Raw genomic sequence first — 20,270 nt, forward strand, 5'->3', positions numbered from 1 at the left:
AATTATATAATGTATAATTATTAAATATAAAAGAGGTGATACTACCATGAAAAAAATAATTTGCTTAGTATTAGTTATTTTAGCAATGGGAACTATGTATTATTTTTCAAGCCAAGAAGGTAATGTATCTAAAATACAATCAGATAAAGTTGTTAAAATAGTTGATGAAGTAAGACAAGAGGTTACTCTAAAAGATAGTAAGTTAATAAGTATAAAAGATAAAGTATTTAATGTTTTGAAAAGATATGGAAGCAAAAGTTATATAGTTAGAAAATTAGCTCATTTCAGTATATATGCATGTATTGGCATTTCTTTATGTTTAATGCTTTATGTATTTACTAAAAGAGTATTTATATCAGCTACACTAGCATTTATAATAAGTGCTTTATATGCTTATTACGATGAAATGAGACAACTATCAGTAGCTGGAAGAGTTGGAAGTATAAAGGATGTATTTATAGATTCAAGTGGAGCTATTACTGGAATAATAATACTGGTTGTAATAATAGTTATGTTTAATGGAATAAGAGGATTTTTTAATTTCCTATTCAAAAAAAGTAATTATAAAGAGACTGTTTAAATACGGTCTTTTTTACTTATAAAAAATATTTAGAAAAATTAAAAAAATAATATGTTTACGCTATAAAAAAGGTGGTATATATATAGTATAAATAAAGCATTTTAATTAGTGAATGTGAAAAAATAAAACCTAGTAAATTAGTATGAATTTAATGTTGACAAAATTACTAGGATATAATAAAATAATATTGAAGATAAAACCTAGTAAATTACTATGAATTGTAATTGAGTAAAGGGTGATAATATATGAAACTATCAACTAAAGGTAGATATGGGCTTAAAGCTATGTTTGAATTATCTCTAAATGAAGAGAATGGACCAGTTCCATTAAAATATATAGCTAAAAAACAAAATATATCAGAACAATATTTAGAGCAGATATTTTCATCACTTAAGAAATCTGGACTTGTTAAAAGTGTAAGAGGTGCACAAGGTGGATATTTGCTAGCTAAAAAACCTGAAGAAATAAAAGTAGGGGATATTTTAGTAGTGCTAGAAGGACCTATATCAATTTCAGATTGTGTTATAGATGAGGATATTTGTGAAAATTCAAATATATGCGTTACAAAAGTCGTTTGGGAAAAATTAAAGAAGGGAATAGAGGATGTAATAAATGCTATAAACCTTCAAGACATGATAGATGATTACAACAAAAACAAATTAGACTGTGATATAACAAATTTATTAAAGTAGATTGGAGCGAATACAAAATGGAAAAAAAAAGATTATATATGGATTATTCAGCTACAACACCTGTTAAAAAAGAAGTACTAGATGAAATGATGCCTTATTTAACAGATTATTTTGGGAATGCATCTAGTTTTCATACATTCGGAAGAGAAGCAAAAGCTGCATTAGATAAAGCTAGAGGGCAAGTAGCAAACCTTATAAATGCAAAACCAAATGAAATATACTTTACAGCTGGTGGAACAGAAAGTGATAACTGGGCAATAGAAGGAGTTGCTTTCTCTAATAAACATAAAGGAAACCACATAATAACATCTAAAATAGAACACCATGGTATACTTCATGTATGCGAATACTTAGAAAAATATCATGGATTTGAAGTAACTTACCTAGATGTTGATGCTGAAGGTAGAGTTAAATTAGATGAATTAGAAAAAGCTATAAAAGACACTACAATATTAATAACTATAATGTTTGCAAATAACGAAATAGGAACTATACAACCTATAAAAGAAATAGGTGAAATAGCTAAAAAACATAATATAATATTCCACACAGATGCAGTTCAAGCAGCTGGAAATATTAATATAGATGTTAAAGAATTAAATATAGACTTAATGAGTATGTCTTCTCACAAGATATATGGACCTAAAGGAATAGGTGCTTTATACATCAAAACTGGAACAAAGTTACATTCATTTGTACACGGTGGAGCACAAGAAAGAAGAAGAAGAGCTGGTACTGAAAATATACCTGCAATAGTTGGATATGGAAAAGCAGCAGAAATGGCTAAAGAAAATATGGATAACCATATAGAAAGACTTACTGCATTAAGAAAAAGATTAATAGATGGAATACTTGAAAATATACCATACACAAGAGTTAACGGAAGTATGGAACATAGATTACCAGGAAATGTTAACTTCTCATTTGAATTTATAGAAGGAGAAGGAATACTATTAATGCTAGACATGTTAGGTATAGCTGCATCAAGTGGTTCTGCATGTACATCAGGTTCATTAGATCCATCACATGTTTTAATGGCTATAGGATTACCTCATGAAATAGCTCATGGTTCTTTAAGATTATCTATAGGAGACTTTACAACTGAAGAAGATATAGATTATATAATAGAACAATTACCAAAAGTTATAGAGAGACTAAGAAGTATGTCACCTCTATATGATAAATTTATAAAAGAAAACAAAGACAAATAATATCGGGAAGATTTAATATATAAAATTAAAGGAGGATAACATCATGCAATATAGTGAAAAAGTTATGGATCATTTCATGAATCCAAGAAATATAGGAGAAATAGAAAATGCTAGTGGAATAGGTGAAGTAGGAAACGCTAAATGTGGAGATATAATGAGAATATATCTTGATATAGATGAAGATACAAAAGTTATAAAAGACGTTAAATTTAAAACTTTTGGATGTGGATCTGCAATAGCTAGTTCATCAATGGCTACAGAAATGGTAAAAGGAAAAACTATACATGAAGCATTAGCAGTAACAAACAAAGCTGTTGCTGAAGCGCTAGATGGTTTACCACCAGTTAAAATGCACTGCTCAGTACTTGCTGAACAAGCTATAAAATCAGCTTTAATAGATTATTCTAAAAAGCACAATATACACATACCAGAATTAGATGGTGTTGTTATAGATGATGATCATGATCATCACCATGATATAGAAGAGGAAGAAATGTAATTTATTAAGTAATAGATGATATAATATCCCTTTTAAGTTAATACTTAAAAGGGATATTATATTTTATATATTGAAAAATTATGCTATTATCCTTTTAAAAAGTTATAAAAATATATATAATAAAGAGATAAATGTAATTAACAAAAGAAGGTGACGTTATGAAAAAAAGAGTTATGATCGGTATGAGTGGTGGAGTAGATAGCTCTGTTGCAGCATATCTTTTAAAAAAGCAAGGATATGATGTAATAGGTGTTACTATGAAACTATGGCAAGATGATGATGATGAACTTATAGAAAATGAAGGTGGATGTTGTTCATTAGCAGCTGTTGAAGATGCTAGAAAAGTTGCTGACAAGATAGGTATACCTTTTTATGTATTAAACTTTAGTGATGTATTTAAGGAAAAAGTTATAGAACCATTTATAGATGAATACTTAAATGGAAGAACTCCTAATCCTTGTATAGCTTGTAATAAGCACATAAAGTTTGATGACTTCTTTAGAAAAGCTCGTCAAATAGGGTGTGATTATGTAGCTACAGGACATTATGCGAAAATAGAAAAAGATGAAGAAAATGGAAGATTTTTACTTAAAAAATCAGTTACGGATAAAAAAGACCAAACTTATGCTTTATACAACTTAACTCAAGAACAGTTAGAACATACTTTACTTCCTATAGGAGATTATGAAAAGGATAGAGTTAGAGAAATAGCAAAAGAAATGGGCATGGATGTTCACAATAAGCCAGATAGTCAAGAAATATGCTTTGTTAAAGACAATGATTATGCTGGATATGTTAAAAAACATTCTAAAAAAAGAATTGAAGAAGGATTCTTTGTAGATACTAAAGGAAATGTATTAGGAAAACACAAAGGTATAATAAACTATACTATAGGTCAAAGAAAAGGTCTAGGAATAGCGCTTGGTAAGCCTATGTTTGTTGTTGATATAGACCCTGTTAGAAATACAGTTGTACTTGGAGATAATGAAGATATATTTAATAAAGTATTAATAGCTAAAGATGTAAACTTTATATCAATAGATGGTGTAAAAGAAGACGAACCTATAAGAGTTGAAGCTAAAATTAGATATTCAGCTAAGCCATCACCAGCTACTGTATACAAGCACGGAGAAGATGCTATAAAGATAGTATTTGATGAGCCACAAAGGGCTATAACTAAAGGTCAATCAGTTGTTATGTACAACGGTGATGTTGTAGTTGGCGGAGGAATCATAGACTTAGCTTTATAAAGCTATTTTATTAATAACTAAGATAAAATTACAAGTATTTGTGAAACAATATGAATATAAATTTATATGTGTAGCAAAATACTATTGATTATTTCAACATAATTTAGTAATATAATGTAATAAAACAAATATATTAAATGCAGTGAAAAGAAATAGTAAATTAATTGAAGCTTTACAGAGAGAGAATATTGGTGAGAGTTCTTATGATAGATTAATTGAAGCAGTCTTTGAGTATCGATTTTGAAATAATAGTATGAATCGACGGTAGTTCCGTTATAACTTAAGGTTTTCCGAAGATACTGAATATTCAGTAAGTAGGGTGGTACCGCGAGAATAAGCTCGCCCCTATACTATGTTATAGTGGCGAGCTTTTTTATATGCAAATTTGTAATACATAATTAAGGAGGAAAAAATAATGCAATCAATGGGATTAAATGAAATAAGAAGTAAATTTTTAAACTTCTTTGAATCTAAAGGTCATTTAGTGCAACCAAGTTATTCACTAGTTCCACAAAATGACAAAAGTTTATTATTAATAAATGCAGGTATGGCACCGCTTAAAAACTACTTTACAGGTGCTGAAGTACCACCAAGCAAGAGAATGTCAACTTGTCAAAAATGTATAAGAACAGGTGATATAGAAAATGTAGGTGTTACAGCTAGACATGCTACATTATTTGAAATGCTAGGCAACTTCTCTTTCGGAGATTACTTTAAGCATGAAACATTAAAGTGGGGATGGGAATTTGTTACAGAACATTTAAACATACCTCAAGATAAAATATGGGTAAGTGTATACTTAGAAGATGATGAAGCTTACGAAATATGGGAAAAAGAAATAGGTATACCTAAAGAAAGAATAGTTAGACTTGGTAAAGAAGATAACTTCTGGGAAATAGGTACTGGTGCTTGTGGTCCTTGTTCAGAAATACATTTTGATAGAGGTCCTGAATATGGGTGTGACAATCCAGATTGTAAGCCAGGATGTGATTGTGATAGATACTTAGAATTCTGGAATCACGTATTCTCTCAATTTAACAAAGATGAAGATGGAAACTACAACCCACTTGAGCATAAAAACATAGATACAGGTATGGGTCTTGAAAGAATGGCTTGTATAATGCAAGGTGTTGACACTATATTTGAAGTCGATACTATAAAGCATATATTAAACTCTGTTGAAAAAATAACTAATACAACTTATGGAAAAGATGCTAAGAATGATAAATCTATAAGAATAATAACTGACCATATAAGAAGTGTTAGTTTCTTAGTATCAGATGGTGTACTTCCATCAAATGAAGGAAGAGGATACGTTCTTAGAAGATTACTTAGAAGAGCTGCTCGTAATGGAAAATTACTTGGAATGAAGGAATCATTCTTATATAAATTAGTTGACGAAGTTATAAAAGTAAGTGGAGAAGCTTACCCAGAGCTAGTTGAAAAGAGAGACTATGTACAAAAAGTTATAAGAATAGAAGAAGAAAAGTTTAATGAAACTATAGATAAAGGTATAGAAATATTAGCTTCTTATATGGAAGATTTAAGAAAAGAAGAAAAGACAGTATTAAGTGGAGAAAATGCATTCAAACTATACGATACTTATGGATTCCCTGTTGACTTAACTAGAGAAATATTAGAAGAAGAACATATGACTATAGATGAAGAAGGATTCCATGCTGAAATGGAAAAGCAAAGACAAGCAGCAAGAGATGCTAGAGGAAATATGGACTCTGTAGCTTGGGAAAAAGATGCAGTATCTCAATTAGATAAGTCTATATGCACATCATTTGAAGGATATAACAACTTAAATGAAGAAGCTACTGTTAAGGCAATAGTTAAAGATAATGAAATAGTTGAAAGTGTTGAAGCAGGTGATGAAGCTATAATAGTACTTGATAAAACTACTTTCTATCCAGAAGGTGGAGGTCAAGCAGGAGATAAAGGTACTTTAGTTAATAAAAATGAAGATATCGTAATAGATGTTGTTGATACTAAAAAAGGTCCAAACAATACTATAAAACACATAGTTGTTGTAAGAAGTGGTAAAATAAATGTAGGAGAAACTTTATTTGTTAAAGTAGATAAAGAAAGAAGAATGGCTTGTGCTAGAAACCATAGTGCTACTCACATACTTCATAAAGTATTAAAAGAAGTATTAGGAGAACATGTTAATCAAGCAGGTTCTTTAGTTACAGAAGATAGATTAAGATTTGACGTAACTCATTTTGAAGCTATAACTAAAGAGGAAATAAAAGTTATAGAAGAAAAAGTAAATGATATAATATTTGATGCTTTAGATATAACTTGTGAAAATATGAGTATAACAGATGCTAAAAATAAAGGTGCTATGGCTTTATTTGGAGAAAAATATGGTGATGAAGTAAGAGTTGTTTCTATGGGAGATTATTCTATAGAACTTTGTGGAGGAACTCACTTAACTAACACTTCTCAAATAGGAATGTTTAAGATATTATCTGAAGGTGGAGTAGCTGCAGGAGTTAGAAGAATAGAAGCTATAACAGGTAAGGCAGTTTACAACTACTTAAATGGAAAAGAAGATGTAATAGCTAATGTTTGTTCAAGCTTAAAAACTAAAGAAGATAGCTTAACTACAAGAGTAGTAGCTTTATTAGAAGAAAACAAAAACTTAGCTAAAGAATTACACGATGTTAAAACTAAGATGAGTTTACAATCAATAGAATCAGTACTTGATTCAAAGGTTGATGTAAATGGAGTTAACTTAGTTACTGCTAAATTCGAAGGAATGGATATGAATACTTTAAAAGAAGTAGCAGATAACTTAAGAGACAAATTACAAAGTGGAGTTGTTGTTTTAGCAAATGTAGCTGATGATAAGTTAAATCTTGTTGTAACTGCTACTAAGGATGCAGTAGATAAAGGAATACACTCTGGAAATATAGTTAAATCTATAGCAGCTATAGCTGGTGGAAAAGGTGGAGGAAGACCTAATATGGCTCAAGCTGGTGCACCAGATGTAGAAAAAGTAGAAGAAGTATTAAATGGAGCTAGTGAAGTTGTAAAATCTCAAATAAAATAATTTTAATAAGGGGGATTTAACATGAATAATAATTTTGATAGTACTGTGAAATTTGAAGGATTTGAATCTGAAAATATGAGTATTAGTGATACAATAAAATTTGTATATCAATCACTAGTTGAAAAGGGGTACAATCCTATAAACCAATTAATAGGATATATCTTATCAGGTGATTCTAGTTATATAACTAGTCATAACAATGCAAGGGCTGTTATAAAGAGATTTGAAAGGGATGAAATACTAGAGGAAGTAATAACACATTATCTAAATAGAAAGTAGGTCAATCTTATGAAAAAAAAGGTTGTATCAGTGTTGATAACATTAATGATACTCCTAGTTTCTATTCCAAAATATAGCTTTGCCGATGAACACGGCAAAGTTATATTTATTAATATGAATAGAACTAATTTAAATACTATGCTAAGTGTACCAACTCTTAAAAAAGAATTAAAAAATAGAGGATATGTTGCCCTTATGAATATAAGAGGTGATGGAGGTACTGATGATAGAAGATCTTATGCTAGTATGGGTGCAGGAGGAAGAGTTAATGTATCTGCACAAGAGTATATAGATTTTCAAGAGTTAACTAAAGAAAATGGAAAAGTTTTTAAATCCGTAACAGGTAAAGAACCAAAGGCAATAAACAATATAGATATAAATAAATCTATAAATGATAATATAGAATATGGCCAATATGGATCAATGCTAGGTGCCCTTGGACAAACATTATCTGAAAATAATTTAAAAACAGCAGTTCTTGGAAATAGTGACAAGATTGAAAATGGAGAGCTTGTAAAAAATAGAAATATAGGCTTAGTTGCAATGGATGAGTACGGAAGAATAGATGGTGGAAACATTGATAATATTAATGTAAAAGATGAATCTATGCCGTATGGAATAAGAACAGATTATAATAAACTTATAAAAGAAACTCAAAAATATTACAATGAAAGTGATGCTATATTTGTTGACTTAGGAGATACATATAGATTAGATCAATATAGATTATTCTTAAATGATAATACATACAAAAGTATGAAGGCAAATATAGTTAAAAATATAAATAAATACCTTAAAGAAGTATTTAATATGGTAGGAGAAAATGATGTTGTATATATAAGTAGTGCATTTCCAAATGATCTAGACTACAAAAACAGAAGAAGATTATCTCCTATAATAAAGTTTGAAGGAAATAAAAAAGGATTGTTATCATCAGCAACTACTAGAAGAGAAGGAATAGTTGCTAATATAGATGTTGGTGTTGATATCTTAAATGAATTTGGACTTAAAAATAAAAATATGGTAGGTAGAAGCTATGAATTAATTCAAAAGGATGATAACATAGGTTATATTCAACATGAATTTGTAAAAATGGTTTCAGTATCTGACATAAGAGCAAATGTAGTAAATACATTTGTTGGTATAGTGTCAGCTTCTTGGGTAATAGGAATGATTGCTATATTACTTAGAAAATATGTACCATACAAAGAACGAGTATTTAATGTATTAAAAGAGCTTATAAAATTAGGGATAATAATGCCACTAGCACTACTTCTGGCACCTGTATTTAATTTTAAGACACCTATGACTATAACAGCTGGGATAGTACTTACTACACTAATTCTTTATATATTAGGTAGAAAGCTATTTAAAGATGATATAAAGCAAATGGGATTCTTTGCTTTAGTAACTATAATTGTTATAGTTATTGACTCCGTATTTGGAACATATTTAATGAGAAACAATATAATGAGTTATGATGCTATAATAGGTGCAAGATACTACGGTATAGGTAATGAATATGAAGGAGTAACAATAGCAAGTGCTGTATTTGCTATGGCAGTGCTTCTAAATTACAAAAAAATACCTAAGTGGTTAGTAGCTCTAATGAGTATAGTAATACTAATAACAAGTGCATATCCTTCTATGGGAGCCAACGTTGGTGGTGCTATATCTGAATCAGTAGCATACTTATTATTTATACTACTTATATATGATGTAAAATTAGACTTTAAAAAGGTTATATTACTAGGAGTAGCAGCAGTAGCTGTAGTTGTAGCCTTTGCAGTATTAGACGTAGTATCAGGAAGTGAATCTCATTTATCTGTATTTGTAAATCAAATACTAGTAAATGGACCAGGAGCTATACTACAAACATTTGGTAGAAAGATACAAATGAATATGAAGTTAGCTCAAACTAGTGTATGGGTTAATATATTGCTAGCAGGAATATTTATAATTGCTATGTTTATATTTAAGCCACCTAGACACTTTAGAGACATAGCTAAGAAATATCCTATATTATTTAAAGGATTTATTGCATCTATGGTAGGATGTATAGTTACACTTTTAGTTAATGACTCAGGAATAGTAGCAGCTTCAACTGCATCAATATACATACTTATACCAATAATAATTATAAGTATAAATATGATAATATTTAACAAAGAAGACAATAAAAATTAAACCATAAAGGTCAGGTTAAAACCTGACCTATCTTAAAATTTAAGGAGAAAAAAATGCTAGACGGAAGAATAATGGGACTTGATGTTGGTGATAAGACTATAGGAGTTGCAGTTAGTGACTTAATGGGTCTTACAGCACAAGGAGTTAAAACAGTAAAGAGAATAGGGAAGAAAAAAGACATAGAAGCATTAAAAGAAATAATAAAAGAAAGACAAGTAACTAAGATAGTTTCAGGGTTACCTAAGAATATGAATGGAACATTAGGTCCACAAGGTGAAAAAGTAATAAAGTTTTGTGAATTATTACAAGAAGAAACGGGAATAACAATAGAATACTGGGATGAAAGATTATCAACAGTAGCAGCAGAAAGAACACTTATACAAGGTAATGTTAGAAGAGAAAATAGAAAAAGTGTTATAGATATGGTAGCTGCTGTAATAATACTTCAAGGATACTTAGATAGACAAAGAAATTTTTAAAATATATATAAATTAACTAGTTTATGATATATAATATAGTTAATAAATAGAATTAGAGGTGGATAACATGCAAGAAAATATAATAAACTTAATCGATGAAAATGGCCAAGAAAGTGCTTTTGAAATAATATTAACACTAGAAGCAGAAGGAAAAGAATATGCTATATTAGTTCCTTTAGAAGAAGAAACAGAAGAAGCTTTAGTATTTAGAATTGACCAAGATGAAGAAGGCGAAATATTAGTTCCATTAGAAGATGACAAAGAATATGAAATAGTTGTTGATGTATACAACACATTAATGGAAGAAGAAGGATTAAACTTCGACGAAGACGAAGAATAATAAAAAGACTACCTAGCAATAGGTAGTTTTTTATATATTAAGGTATTATAAACTATTTAGTTTTAGGATAATTTATAGTAGTTTAATATATAAAATTTAAAATATTTTACTGATACTTAGTTTGAGAGATTGATGCAAACATAAGTTAGATAAGATATATAATTGGTAAAATGAAATATTTCGTCGATACGTCGCTTAAGCATAGTAAATTTTTTGAGTAAAAATATAATAGTGAGGCAAAATATTTACAAATAAGAATAAGGAGTAATGATAATGAAAAAATTTATATTATGTCTTTTTATAATACTTATTTGTATAACACAAAAGATTGACTCATTAGAAAATAGTAGTTTAGAAAATAGTAAAAATGATATTGAAAATATACTTCTAATTGGGACAGATAGTTCAAATACTAATAAACCATCAAGGTCTGATTGTATGATAATACTAACTATAGATACTAAAAATAAAGCTCTAAGGCTTACGTCCCTAGCCAGAGATACATTAGTTAATATACCTAATATAGGATATGAAAAATTAAATCATGCATATGCTTATGGTAAGGAAAAACTACTTTTAGAAACAATAAATAATAATTTTAATTTAGATATAAAGGATTATGCAGTAGTAGATTTTAAATCATTTATAGAAATAGTAGATACTATAGGAGGGGTAGAAGTAGACGTTAGTCAAAAAGAAATAGAATACCTTAATAAAACTATAGAAGTCTGTTATGATTTAAATTCTCAAAATGAGGGTAATATAAAGTATATAGACAAAGTAGGAAATAATAAATTAAATGGATACCAAGCTCTTGCTTATGCAAGAATAAGGAAGATGGATACCATTTATAAGCGAGATGAAAGACAAAGAAAAATATTAACTGATATAGCAAACAAATTAACTAATATACCTTTAAAAGATTATCCAAAGGTTATAAGTAGTGTAGTTAAACATATAGATGTAAATATATCTATTGATAAAATATTTAAATTAGCATTAATATCTCAAAAGTTAGCTAATTATGAGATAAAGCAATTGGAGTTTCCAGTAGAAAAGTATAGAGATGAAGGTATAAGCAATGAAAGTAAAAAGTATGTTATAAAGTGGGACAAAGAAGAAAATCTGAAAATTCTAAATGGTTTTATATATAACAAATAAAATGTCTATAAATTATTGACAAAATGGCCATTATCAAATAAAATAATTAATAAAGATTATCAATTGAAAATAAGGGTGATATTATATGAATACAATGGAGTTATTAAAAGATAAATTAAAAGAAACAGGATTTAAAATAACACCACAAAGAAGAGCAATAGTTGAAATACTTATAAAAAATACAGATAAACATTTAAGCAGTGAAGAAATATATGATTTAGTTAGAGTAGATTGTCCTGAAATCGGATTAGCAACAGTTTATAGAACTATGCAGTTATTAGATGATGTTGGGGTTATATCAAAGCTTAACTTAGACGATGGATGTATAAGATATGAAATATGCCTAGATAAAGAAGATAGCCATAATCACCATCATTTAATATGTAAAAACTGTTCAAAGATAATAGAGGTTAAAGAAGATTTACTAGACTCAATCGAAAGACAAATACAAGAAACATACAAATTTGAAATAATGGATCATGATTTAAAGTTTTACGGACTATGTGAAGATTGTTCTAAATAAAAATATAATTATATTTTTTACTAGATAAAAAGGCATCTATCAAAAGATAGATGCCTTTTTGATTATGGATATTTATTAAATGTGTTTACTTAATAATGTATAAAAGCTACATAAGCTATATAAATAAAAACATGTTAAATATATAAAAACATACTTAATATATGATGATAAAAGCCGATAATATAAATTATAAATATTAGAATAGTAAAGCTTTCTAAAGATACAAAAAATATAGAAGGGACATTGAATTATGACTGGTTTAATATCATTATTTTTAGGTTTTGGATTTTTATTACTAGGTTTCATGGGTGAAGGAGGGCATGCTAGTGCTCTTGTTTCTTGGACGCCTCTTGTAATAGTATTTGGAGGAACAATTGGTTCCTTAGGTACATCATTTACTCCTAAACAATTAAAAAATATAGGTAGAATTTTAAAAGTTGCTTTTACTAGAAAATCAGCAGACTTAGTAGAAGTAATAGCATATCTTAATCATGTATTAGACAAAGTAAAAAAAGAAGGTTTTTTAAGTATTGAAGCTGAAGTAGACGAAGAAGAAAAAATGGATCCTTTTATGAAAAAGGCACTTTTATCAGCTATTGATGGGGTTCACCCTGAAGAGCTTAGAAATATGTTAGAAATTGAAGCATCAATGAGTTTTAAAAGACATAAGGTTGGTGCAGCTATATTTGACTCTGCTGGAGGAACAGCACCAACTATGGGTATCGTTGGTACAGTTTTAGGTCTTATACACGTTCTTGGAGGACTAGCAAGTGCAGATATGAATGCACTAGGAGGTAGTATATCGGCTGCATTCTTAGCAACTCTTTATGGACTTGGAAGTGCCAACTTAATATTCCTTCCAATTGGAACTAGACTTAAAAATTTAGGAAAAAATGAACAATTAGAAAAAGAAATTATAATGGAAGGTATAACATTAATTCAACAAGAAGTAAGCTCAACAATATTTATAGAAACTCTTAAAGGTTTTTTAGATAAAAAGGATCAAGCTAAGTTAGAAGAAAGATATTTAGAACACGTTGAATTGGAGGGTTAATCATGCAAAAAAGAAATAGATTTGAAGAAGAAGAAGAGCATGAAAACCATGAACGTTGGTTGCTTTCCTATGCAGACTTTATAACATTATTAATGATATTTTTCATTATAATGTATGCAATGAGTAGTATAAATAAAGGGAAATATGAAAAACTTACAACTGCTTTAAATGAGGCTATGGGTGATGGAGCAGCTATAGCAGATACTGGAAGCAATATGGGTGGAGAAACTGGAAATGGCCTAAGTGAAAATGAAAAGTTAGAGAAAGTAAAAGAAAAGTTAGATAAGTATCTAAAAGAAAATAATCTTTCAGGTAGTGTTAATACAACAATAGAAAAAAGAGGATTAGTTGTTAGCTTTAATGATTCATTATTCTTTAATAGTGGTAAAGCAGACGTAAAACCAGATCAAGTTAATAAACTTGTTAAAATAAGTGAGATTATAAATAAATCCTTAGTAAAGGATAGTTATATAAGAGTTGAAGGTTATACAGATAATGTGCCTATGCACAATGAAATATTTAAATCTAACTGGGATTTATCAGTAATGAGGGCTAGTAACGTAGCGCAGATTTTAATAAATAATGGTGGAATAAATCCTCAAAAAATATCAGCAATAGGTTATTCAGAATATAGACCAAAATCTGATAATAATACAGTAGAAGGTAAGGCTAAAAATAGAAGAGTAGATATATTAATATTAAATTCTAAATTTAATGAAGTTGAGAATAATAAAAAGTAAGGTATATGCTCTAATTAACAATTTACATAAGATTATTAGTTTAAATATGATTTAAATAAAAAAGATATTAACACAATTTGTGTTAATATCTTTTTTATTTAGCTAAGTTTTAATACTTTAAGTATTTTTTTATTAAATTATTAAAATAACTAAAAGGGCCATAACATTGATAAATTTAATAAATTAAATTTATTTATTATAGTGAAAACTACTAATGTAGTTAAAATCATAATAAATATTATTTCTATAGCGTTATTTAAAAAGCCACCTACTTTAAAAAATCCTAGAGAAAACTTTTTATCACTAATAGGATATAAAAGAGGAATACCTGATCTTGTAAATAAATCTCCTAAAAATATATGACTAGCATAACTTATAGTTCCAAAAAATGATAAATTTAATATATTAGTTATTAGCTCGATTTGTTTTAATAAAAAATATACTATAATTATTGCAAATATACTGTGAGAAAAACTTCTATGTTTTAGCCAAGGAAATGTGGCAAGCATAAAGCAAAATATAGAAAAGTATATTTTAATATTAACTAAATAAAGACAAAATCCGAGAAGTATAAATATTAATGATATAAATACTTTTCTTAAGAAAGTATGATTAAGCTTTGACTCTATTATAAAAATAGATATAAATGTTATTAATGAGCTTAAAAAAAAGTTATCATTTATTTTAAGTGATATAAAAAATATAAATACATTTATCAAATATATTGTGATTTTTAAAATAAACTTAGAAGTATTCTTTTTTAAAAATATTTCAGATACTATTGAATTTGATTCATCTAAATCTGGTAGAATAGAGAAAAATGCAGATAATATGATATTAAAAATAGATATTGGTATATTAAATAATAATGAGGCTTGAATAACACTTAAAACACCTATAGTACAATGAGTTTTACCCCTCATAAAACCTCCCATTATAATTTAGATAAATATAATGTATATTTATCGCTAAATTTTATTTAATCAATACCTAAATAAAATGCATATTTAAGTATATAATAATATTTTATTTTATAGTTTGAGAATATCAGAATAATTTGACTTTGTCAAAATAATACAATAAATGTATTTCAAATACTACTTAATTTATTGATGAAATTATGGTACAATGATAATAACTGGTAAAGAGTGCGTGAATCGATATTATTTAAAATTTTAGAACGTGTTGAAATTTTAATAAAAACTGAATAGACATAGAGGAGATGATGCAGTTGTTCAAAAAAAGCGCCAATAAGATAAAAGTAATGGCACTAGGCGGTCTTAACGAAGTCGGCAAAAACATGACAGTTATCGAATACAAAGATGAAATAATTGTTATAGATGCGGGGTTAAGTTTTCCAGATGATGATATGTTAGGGGTAGATATAGTTATACCAGATATAACTTATTTAATCAAAAACAGAGATAAAATAAAGGGTATATTCATCACACATGGACATGAAGACCACATAGGAGCGCTTCCTTATATACTTAAAAAAATTAATGTACCTGTGTACGGTTCTAAGTTAAGCATAGGTCTTATACAAGTTAAGTTAAAGGAACATAAGTTAAATAACGTTAAGTTAAACGTTACTACACCAAGACAAATAATAAAGTTAGATCATATGGATGTTGAATTCATAAGAAATAATCACAGTATACCGGATGCTTGTTCTATAGCTGTTCATACAGATCAAGGAATAATATATCATACAGGTGACTTTAAAATAGACTTAACACCTATTGATGGGGATGTAATGGATATGCATAGAATATGTGAGCTAAGTAAAAAAGGTATACTTTTAATGTTAGCTGATAGTACTAATGCTGAAAGACCAGGATCTACATTATCTGAAAAGACAGTAGGATTAGGATTATATGATTTATTTAGAAAAGCTGAAAATAATAGAATAATAGTTGCAACATTTGCATCTAATATACACAGATTGCAACAAATAATAAATGCAGCAGAAAGATTTGGAAGAAAAGTTGCAGTTTCAGGAAGATCTATGGTAAATGTAGTAGGCGTTGCTAGTGAATTAGGATATTTAGACGTACCTGAAAATATGCTAATAGATCTAAACGATCTTCACAGATATGAAGATAGTGAAGTAGTTATAATAACTACAGGTTCTCAAGGAGAGCCAATGTCAGCTCTTGCTAGAATGGCAAGTTCTGATCATAAGAAAGTGGAAATAAGAAATGGAGATTTTATAATAATATCAGCTCATCCAATACCAGGAAACGAGAAATTAATATCTAAAGTAATAAACTGCTTATTTGAAAAAGGGGCAGAAGTTGTCTATGATGAAGTAGACATACACGTATCAGGACATGCTAAGCAAGAAGAATTAAAGTTAATCCATAGATTAGCTAGACCTAAGTTTTTCATGCCAGCACATGGTGAGTATAGGATGCTTAAAAAGCATGCGGAACTAGCAGAAGAATTAGGTATGCCTAGTCAAAATATATTTGTAAATAAAACAGGAGATGTTTTAGAAATAGATAGAAATTCAGCTAAGGTAACAGGAACTATACAAACAGGAAATGTATTAGTTGATGGATTAGGTGTGGGAGATGTAGGAAACATTGTTTTAAGAGATAGAAAGCATTTATCAGAAGATGGACTTATGATAGTTGTAGTTACTATATCTAAAGAAGAAGGAAGAGTATTAGCAGGACCAGACATAATATCTAGAGGATTTGTATATGTAAGAGAATCTGAAGATTTAATGGATGGAGCTAAAAATGTTATAAAAGATGTATTAAGAGACTGCGAAGATAAAAATATTAAAGAGTGGGCTTATTTAAAAAATAGTATAAAAGAAAACTTAAAAGAATATTTATACCAAAGAACAAAGAGAAATCCTATGATACTTCCTATAATAATGGAGGTATAATTAGAAAAGATTGAATATAATTTATTATATTCAATCTTTTTTTATGGGGGGAAACTATGTCAGTAAAAGATAGCGCTATGAAATTAGCAAATGAAATAAGAAATAGTAAGGAATATAAAGACTTTAGAAAAAATATGAATGAAGTAAAAAAAGATAAATCTTGTGAAAAACTTTTAAAGGAATATCAAGATATTCAAATTAAAGCACAAGGATATGTACTAAGAAACCAAGAGGTAGATAAAAAAGTCATTATGAAATTAGAATCTGTAGGAAAAAAGGTATCTAATAATAAAAAATTATATAACTACTTAAATAGTGAGCAAAAATTTAAATCTATGATGGATGATATAAATAAAATACTTGCTAAAAGTGTTGAAAAGGATTATAAATAGAAATACTATTAATAAATTTCATAGACTCACTAAGGAGAAAATAATATATGAAGATACTAGTCTTAAAAATAAGTTTAAGAGCAAATTGGGTTCATTCCCTTAAGGAAAAAAGAATGATAGTAAAAAGTATAATAAAAAAACTACAAAATAATTTTAATGTATCTATTATAGAAGTAGATAATCAAGATGTTCATCAGATAATATCAATAGGAATATGTAGTATAAGTTTAGAATTTAGTATGTGTGATTCAATAAAAGAAAAAATAATAAACTTTATAGAAGATAATACTGATGCATTAATGTTTGAAATAGAAGAAGAAATAATAAATTACTAAAAAGGACTTAAAGTTAAGTCCTTTTTTTATTACAAAAAATAACAATCATAAATACCTTATATTAGTAAAAGATAAAAACATATAGAAATTTACTAATAGGAGGTAAAAATATGAGCAAGCAAAATGCAAAAAAAGCTCTAAAGCAACTAAAAATGGAAGTTGCAGCTGATTACGGGATGACTTATGATGATGCATTTGAAATAATAGAAAATGCACATGTAAATGAAGTTTTAGCTAATCATTTAAAAAGAGTAGAAGAACATAAGACTTATTTTTCTAACAAATTAAATAATCAAAATTAATATAACTTAAGCATAAGAGGTGTATAATATGAAAAAGCTAGCTAGTATATTAGTTGCATTTATAATGGCTATTATACCTATTAATACAAGTTTTGCAAATGATACGGGAAACATAAATGTATCCTCAAAATCCGCAGTACTTATGGATGTAGGTAGCGGAAAAGTTTTATATGAAAAACAAGCACATGAAAAGTTGCCACCAGCTAGTGTAACAAAAGTAATGACTATGCTTTTATGTATGGAAGCACTAGAAAGTGGTAAGCTAAAATTAACAGATGAAGTGCAAATAAGTGAAAATGCATCTAGTATGGGTGGAAGTCAGATATTTTTAGAAGCTGGAGAAGTACAAGATGTAGATACGTTAATAAAAGGTATAGCAGTAGCATCAGCAAATGACGCTTGTGTAGCTATGGGAGAACATATTGGAGGAAGTGTAGAAGGCTTTGTAGATATGATGAATAAAAAGGCTAAAGAATTAGGTATGAAGGATACTAACTTTGTAAACACTAATGGTCTTCCAGTTGATAATCACTACACTACTGCTTATGATATAGCTTTAATGTCTAGAGAGCTATTAAAGCATGAAGCTATAAGTAAGTACCTTACAACTTGGATGGACAAGGTTGTAGTAGGAAAGAAAAAGGTAGAAGTAGGACTTGCTAATACTAATAAGATGGTAAAACACTATCAAGGTACAACAGGTGTTAAAACAGGATTTACACAACAGGCAAAATATTGTTTATCTGCATCAGCTAAAAGAGGAAATACTCATTTAATAGCAGTAACATTAGGTGCAGAAACTTCACCAGAAAGATTTAAAGATTCTTCTAACTTACTAAACTATGGATTTGCAAATTATGAAAGTGTTAATCTTTGTACAAAAGATGATAAAATAGCAAACATAAAGATAGATAAAGCTGAAGATGAAAATATAGAATTAGTTGCAAAAGATGATTTAAGCCTTTTAATCAAAAAGGGTGGAAATAAAAACTTTGAAAGAAAAGTTAAGTTAAATGAAAATCTAAAACTTCCTATCAAAAAGGGAAGTGTACTTGGACAGATGGAAATATATCAAAATAAAAAGTCTATAGGGAAAGTGGACTTAGTAAATAATAAAGATATAAATAAAGCTGGATATATGAAAATGCTACAAAGGGTTATAGAAAACATGTTTTAAAAAATAGGTGCCTTAAACAACTTTTATAGTTAGAATAAGGCACCTATTTTTACTAATAACAAAAACATCTAGATTTAGATGTTATAAATTTCATAAAAATTTCTTCTGATTTACTAAATTTATGATTTTTTCTATAAGATATATAATAATTAAATTTAGTATCTAATTCTTTTACATCAACTTTTTTTAGAGTTTGATTTCTAAGTTCTTGTCTAATTGTAATTTTAGGAACAAAAGAAAGTCCTCTACCAGAAACTACAGATTGTTTTATTGCTTCAGGGGAATTAAATGAAAATATTATATTTAGTTTATTAACATCTAAACCATTTTTTCTAAGTATATTCTCTAAATTAAGCCTAGTAGCAGATGAATCTTCTCTCATTACTATTGGTATATTATAAATATCATCTATAGATATTTTATTATAAGTAGAATCTGGACTTGCAACTAAAACAAGTTCATCAGAAAGTATAGATACACATTCTAAGTCATTAGGAACAGATGATTCTTGGATTATTCCTAAGTTTAGGGTCATATCTTGTATTTTTTTTATAATTGAAAAAGTACTATCTATATGCATGGATATATTTATATCACTGTATATTTGTTTAAAAGTATATAAAGTACAAGGAAGGGCATAGTCCCCCATACTCCTGCATGAACCTATATTTAAATCAGTATTTCTTTCTTCAAGTTTTTTTAAAGAAAGATGTATATTATCTTCAAGTGCTAATATAGCATCTGCATAATCATAAACTATCTTACCTTCTTCAGTAAGTTCAACGCCTCGACGTCCTCTATTTAATAGACATACTCCAAGAGTATTTTCAAGACTTTGGATTTGCATACTAAGACCAGGCTGACTTAAGTGAAGCATCTTAGCAGCTTTAGATATACTTTTAAATTTAACAGTATTGTAAAACGAACGTAAATGTATAAGATTCATAAACACTCTCCTAAAAGTTTTTCAAATAAATGATAATTAATTCTTACAATAAATACATTATATAACAAAACGTTATCATATATAACAAATACTTATATAAAATGATATAAAAACTATGTTAATATTTAAATATGAACTTGATATAAAATTAACGAGTAATTAA

21 protein-coding genes and 1 other annotated feature are annotated in these 20,270 nt (G+C 28.1%); of the genes, 19 read left to right on the forward strand and 2 right to left on the reverse strand.

Features of this window, described 5'->3' with window-relative positions:
* Positions 1 to 46: 46 nt before the first annotated feature.
* From ABHC41_RS06140 to ABHC41_RS06205, 14 genes are all read left to right on the forward strand, one after another.
* Positions 47 to 580 (forward strand): VanZ family protein, encoded by a 534-nt coding sequence (locus tag ABHC41_RS06140; RefSeq protein ID WP_166505819.1) that lies wholly within the window; start codon positions 47 to 49, stop codon positions 578 to 580.
* A 245-nt stretch (positions 581 to 825) separates the two neighbouring features.
* On the forward strand, positions 826 to 1,272 hold the full coding sequence (locus ABHC41_RS06145) for an Rrf2 family transcriptional regulator (RefSeq protein ID WP_092924594.1): 447 nt from the start codon (positions 826 to 828) through the stop codon (positions 1,270 to 1,272).
* Positions 1,273 to 1,289: 17 nt separating this feature from the next.
* Complete coding sequence (gene nifS, locus ABHC41_RS06150) at positions 1,290 to 2,483, forward strand: cysteine desulfurase NifS (RefSeq protein ID WP_271892321.1); 1,194 nt, start codon at positions 1,290 to 1,292, stop codon at positions 2,481 to 2,483.
* Positions 2,484 to 2,526: 43 nt separating this feature from the next.
* Positions 2,527 to 2,982 carry a Fe-S cluster assembly scaffold protein NifU gene (gene nifU, locus ABHC41_RS06155; protein WP_092924598.1) on the forward strand — a complete coding sequence of 152 codons (456 nt, stop codon included), beginning with the start codon at positions 2,527 to 2,529 and terminating at the stop codon, positions 2,980 to 2,982.
* Positions 2,983 to 3,140: 158 nt separating this feature from the next.
* A complete protein-coding gene (gene mnmA, locus ABHC41_RS06160) occupies positions 3,141 to 4,232 on the forward strand; it encodes a tRNA 2-thiouridine(34) synthase MnmA (RefSeq protein WP_092924600.1) in 1,092 nt (363 codons plus the stop codon).
* A gap of 133 nt (positions 4,233 to 4,365) precedes the next feature.
* Positions 4,366 to 4,582, forward strand: a binding site (T-box leader).
* Between the two features lie 65 nt (positions 4,583 to 4,647).
* Positions 4,648 to 7,293: an alanine--tRNA ligase gene (gene alaS, locus ABHC41_RS06165; RefSeq protein ID WP_166505818.1), complete on the forward strand. Its 2,646-nt coding sequence runs from the start codon at positions 4,648 to 4,650 to the stop codon at positions 7,291 to 7,293.
* Positions 7,294 to 7,314: 21 nt separating this feature from the next.
* Positions 7,315 to 7,572 carry an IreB family regulatory phosphoprotein gene (locus ABHC41_RS06170; protein WP_092924604.1) on the forward strand — a complete coding sequence of 86 codons (258 nt, stop codon included), beginning with the start codon at positions 7,315 to 7,317 and terminating at the stop codon, positions 7,570 to 7,572.
* Positions 7,573 to 7,581: 9 nt separating this feature from the next.
* Positions 7,582 to 9,759, forward strand: a complete 2,178-nt coding sequence (locus ABHC41_RS06175; protein WP_092924606.1) for a hypothetical protein — start codon at positions 7,582 to 7,584, stop codon at positions 9,757 to 9,759.
* Between the two features lie 53 nt (positions 9,760 to 9,812).
* A complete protein-coding gene (gene ruvX / locus ABHC41_RS06180; RefSeq protein WP_092924608.1) occupies positions 9,813 to 10,238 on the forward strand; it encodes a Holliday junction resolvase RuvX in 426 nt (141 codons plus the stop codon).
* 67 nt (positions 10,239 to 10,305) lie between these two features.
* Positions 10,306 to 10,578 carry a DUF1292 domain-containing protein gene (locus tag ABHC41_RS06185; RefSeq protein WP_092924610.1) on the forward strand — a complete coding sequence of 91 codons (273 nt, stop codon included), beginning with the start codon at positions 10,306 to 10,308 and terminating at the stop codon, positions 10,576 to 10,578.
* Between the two features lie 273 nt (positions 10,579 to 10,851).
* Positions 10,852 to 11,739: an LCP family protein gene (locus ABHC41_RS06190; protein ID WP_166505817.1), complete on the forward strand. Its 888-nt coding sequence runs from the start codon at positions 10,852 to 10,854 to the stop codon at positions 11,737 to 11,739.
* 85 nt (positions 11,740 to 11,824) lie between these two features.
* Positions 11,825 to 12,262 (forward strand): Fur family transcriptional regulator, encoded by a 438-nt coding sequence (locus ABHC41_RS06195; RefSeq protein WP_092924614.1) that lies wholly within the window; start codon positions 11,825 to 11,827, stop codon positions 12,260 to 12,262.
* Positions 12,263 to 12,512: 250 nt separating this feature from the next.
* Positions 12,513 to 13,316 (forward strand): MotA/TolQ/ExbB proton channel family protein, encoded by an 804-nt coding sequence (locus tag ABHC41_RS06200; RefSeq protein ID WP_166505816.1) that lies wholly within the window; start codon positions 12,513 to 12,515, stop codon positions 13,314 to 13,316.
* A 2-nt stretch (positions 13,317 to 13,318) separates the two neighbouring features.
* Positions 13,319 to 14,056 carry a flagellar motor protein MotB gene (locus ABHC41_RS06205; RefSeq protein ID WP_271892316.1) on the forward strand — a complete coding sequence of 246 codons (738 nt, stop codon included), beginning with the start codon at positions 13,319 to 13,321 and terminating at the stop codon, positions 14,054 to 14,056.
* 149 nt (positions 14,057 to 14,205) lie between these two features.
* Here the strand turns inward: ABHC41_RS06205 and ABHC41_RS06210 are convergent, their stop codons facing one another.
* Positions 14,206 to 14,979, reverse strand: coding sequence for a metal-dependent hydrolase (locus ABHC41_RS06210; protein WP_271892315.1), 774 nt, complete (start codon positions 14,977 to 14,979; stop codon positions 14,206 to 14,208).
* 302 nt (positions 14,980 to 15,281) lie between these two features.
* On the opposite strand from ABHC41_RS06210, the gene ABHC41_RS06215 reads away from it, so the two are divergent.
* From ABHC41_RS06215 to ABHC41_RS06235, 5 genes are all read left to right on the forward strand, one after another.
* Positions 15,282 to 16,955, forward strand: coding sequence for a ribonuclease J (locus ABHC41_RS06215; protein ID WP_092924623.1), 1,674 nt, complete (start codon positions 15,282 to 15,284; stop codon positions 16,953 to 16,955).
* 56 nt (positions 16,956 to 17,011) lie between these two features.
* The gene (locus tag ABHC41_RS06220) at positions 17,012 to 17,347 is read left to right on the forward strand and encodes a YlbF family regulator (protein ID WP_092924625.1); all 336 of its coding nucleotides are present in this window, start codon (positions 17,012 to 17,014) and stop codon (positions 17,345 to 17,347) included.
* Between the two features lie 47 nt (positions 17,348 to 17,394).
* Complete coding sequence (locus tag ABHC41_RS06225) at positions 17,395 to 17,682, forward strand: DUF503 domain-containing protein (RefSeq protein WP_195237290.1); 288 nt, start codon at positions 17,395 to 17,397, stop codon at positions 17,680 to 17,682.
* 110 nt (positions 17,683 to 17,792) lie between these two features.
* Positions 17,793 to 17,984: a CD1290 family small acid-soluble spore protein gene (locus tag ABHC41_RS06230; RefSeq protein WP_092924629.1), complete on the forward strand. Its 192-nt coding sequence runs from the start codon at positions 17,793 to 17,795 to the stop codon at positions 17,982 to 17,984.
* Between the two features lie 28 nt (positions 17,985 to 18,012).
* Complete coding sequence (locus ABHC41_RS06235; RefSeq protein WP_092924631.1) at positions 18,013 to 19,161, forward strand: D-alanyl-D-alanine carboxypeptidase family protein; 1,149 nt, start codon at positions 18,013 to 18,015, stop codon at positions 19,159 to 19,161.
* A 52-nt stretch (positions 19,162 to 19,213) separates the two neighbouring features.
* On the opposite strand, the gene ABHC41_RS06240 is transcribed toward ABHC41_RS06235, so the two are convergent.
* Positions 19,214 to 20,107, reverse strand: a complete 894-nt coding sequence (locus tag ABHC41_RS06240) for a LysR family transcriptional regulator (protein ID WP_195928531.1) — start codon at positions 20,105 to 20,107, stop codon at positions 19,214 to 19,216.
* Positions 20,108 to 20,270 lie beyond the last annotated feature (163 nt).

The sequence above is a fragment of the Romboutsia sp. 1001216sp1 genome (genome assembly GCF_039841805.1).
Taxonomy (GTDB): domain Bacteria; phylum Bacillota; class Clostridia; order Peptostreptococcales; family Peptostreptococcaceae; genus Romboutsia_C; species Romboutsia_C hominis.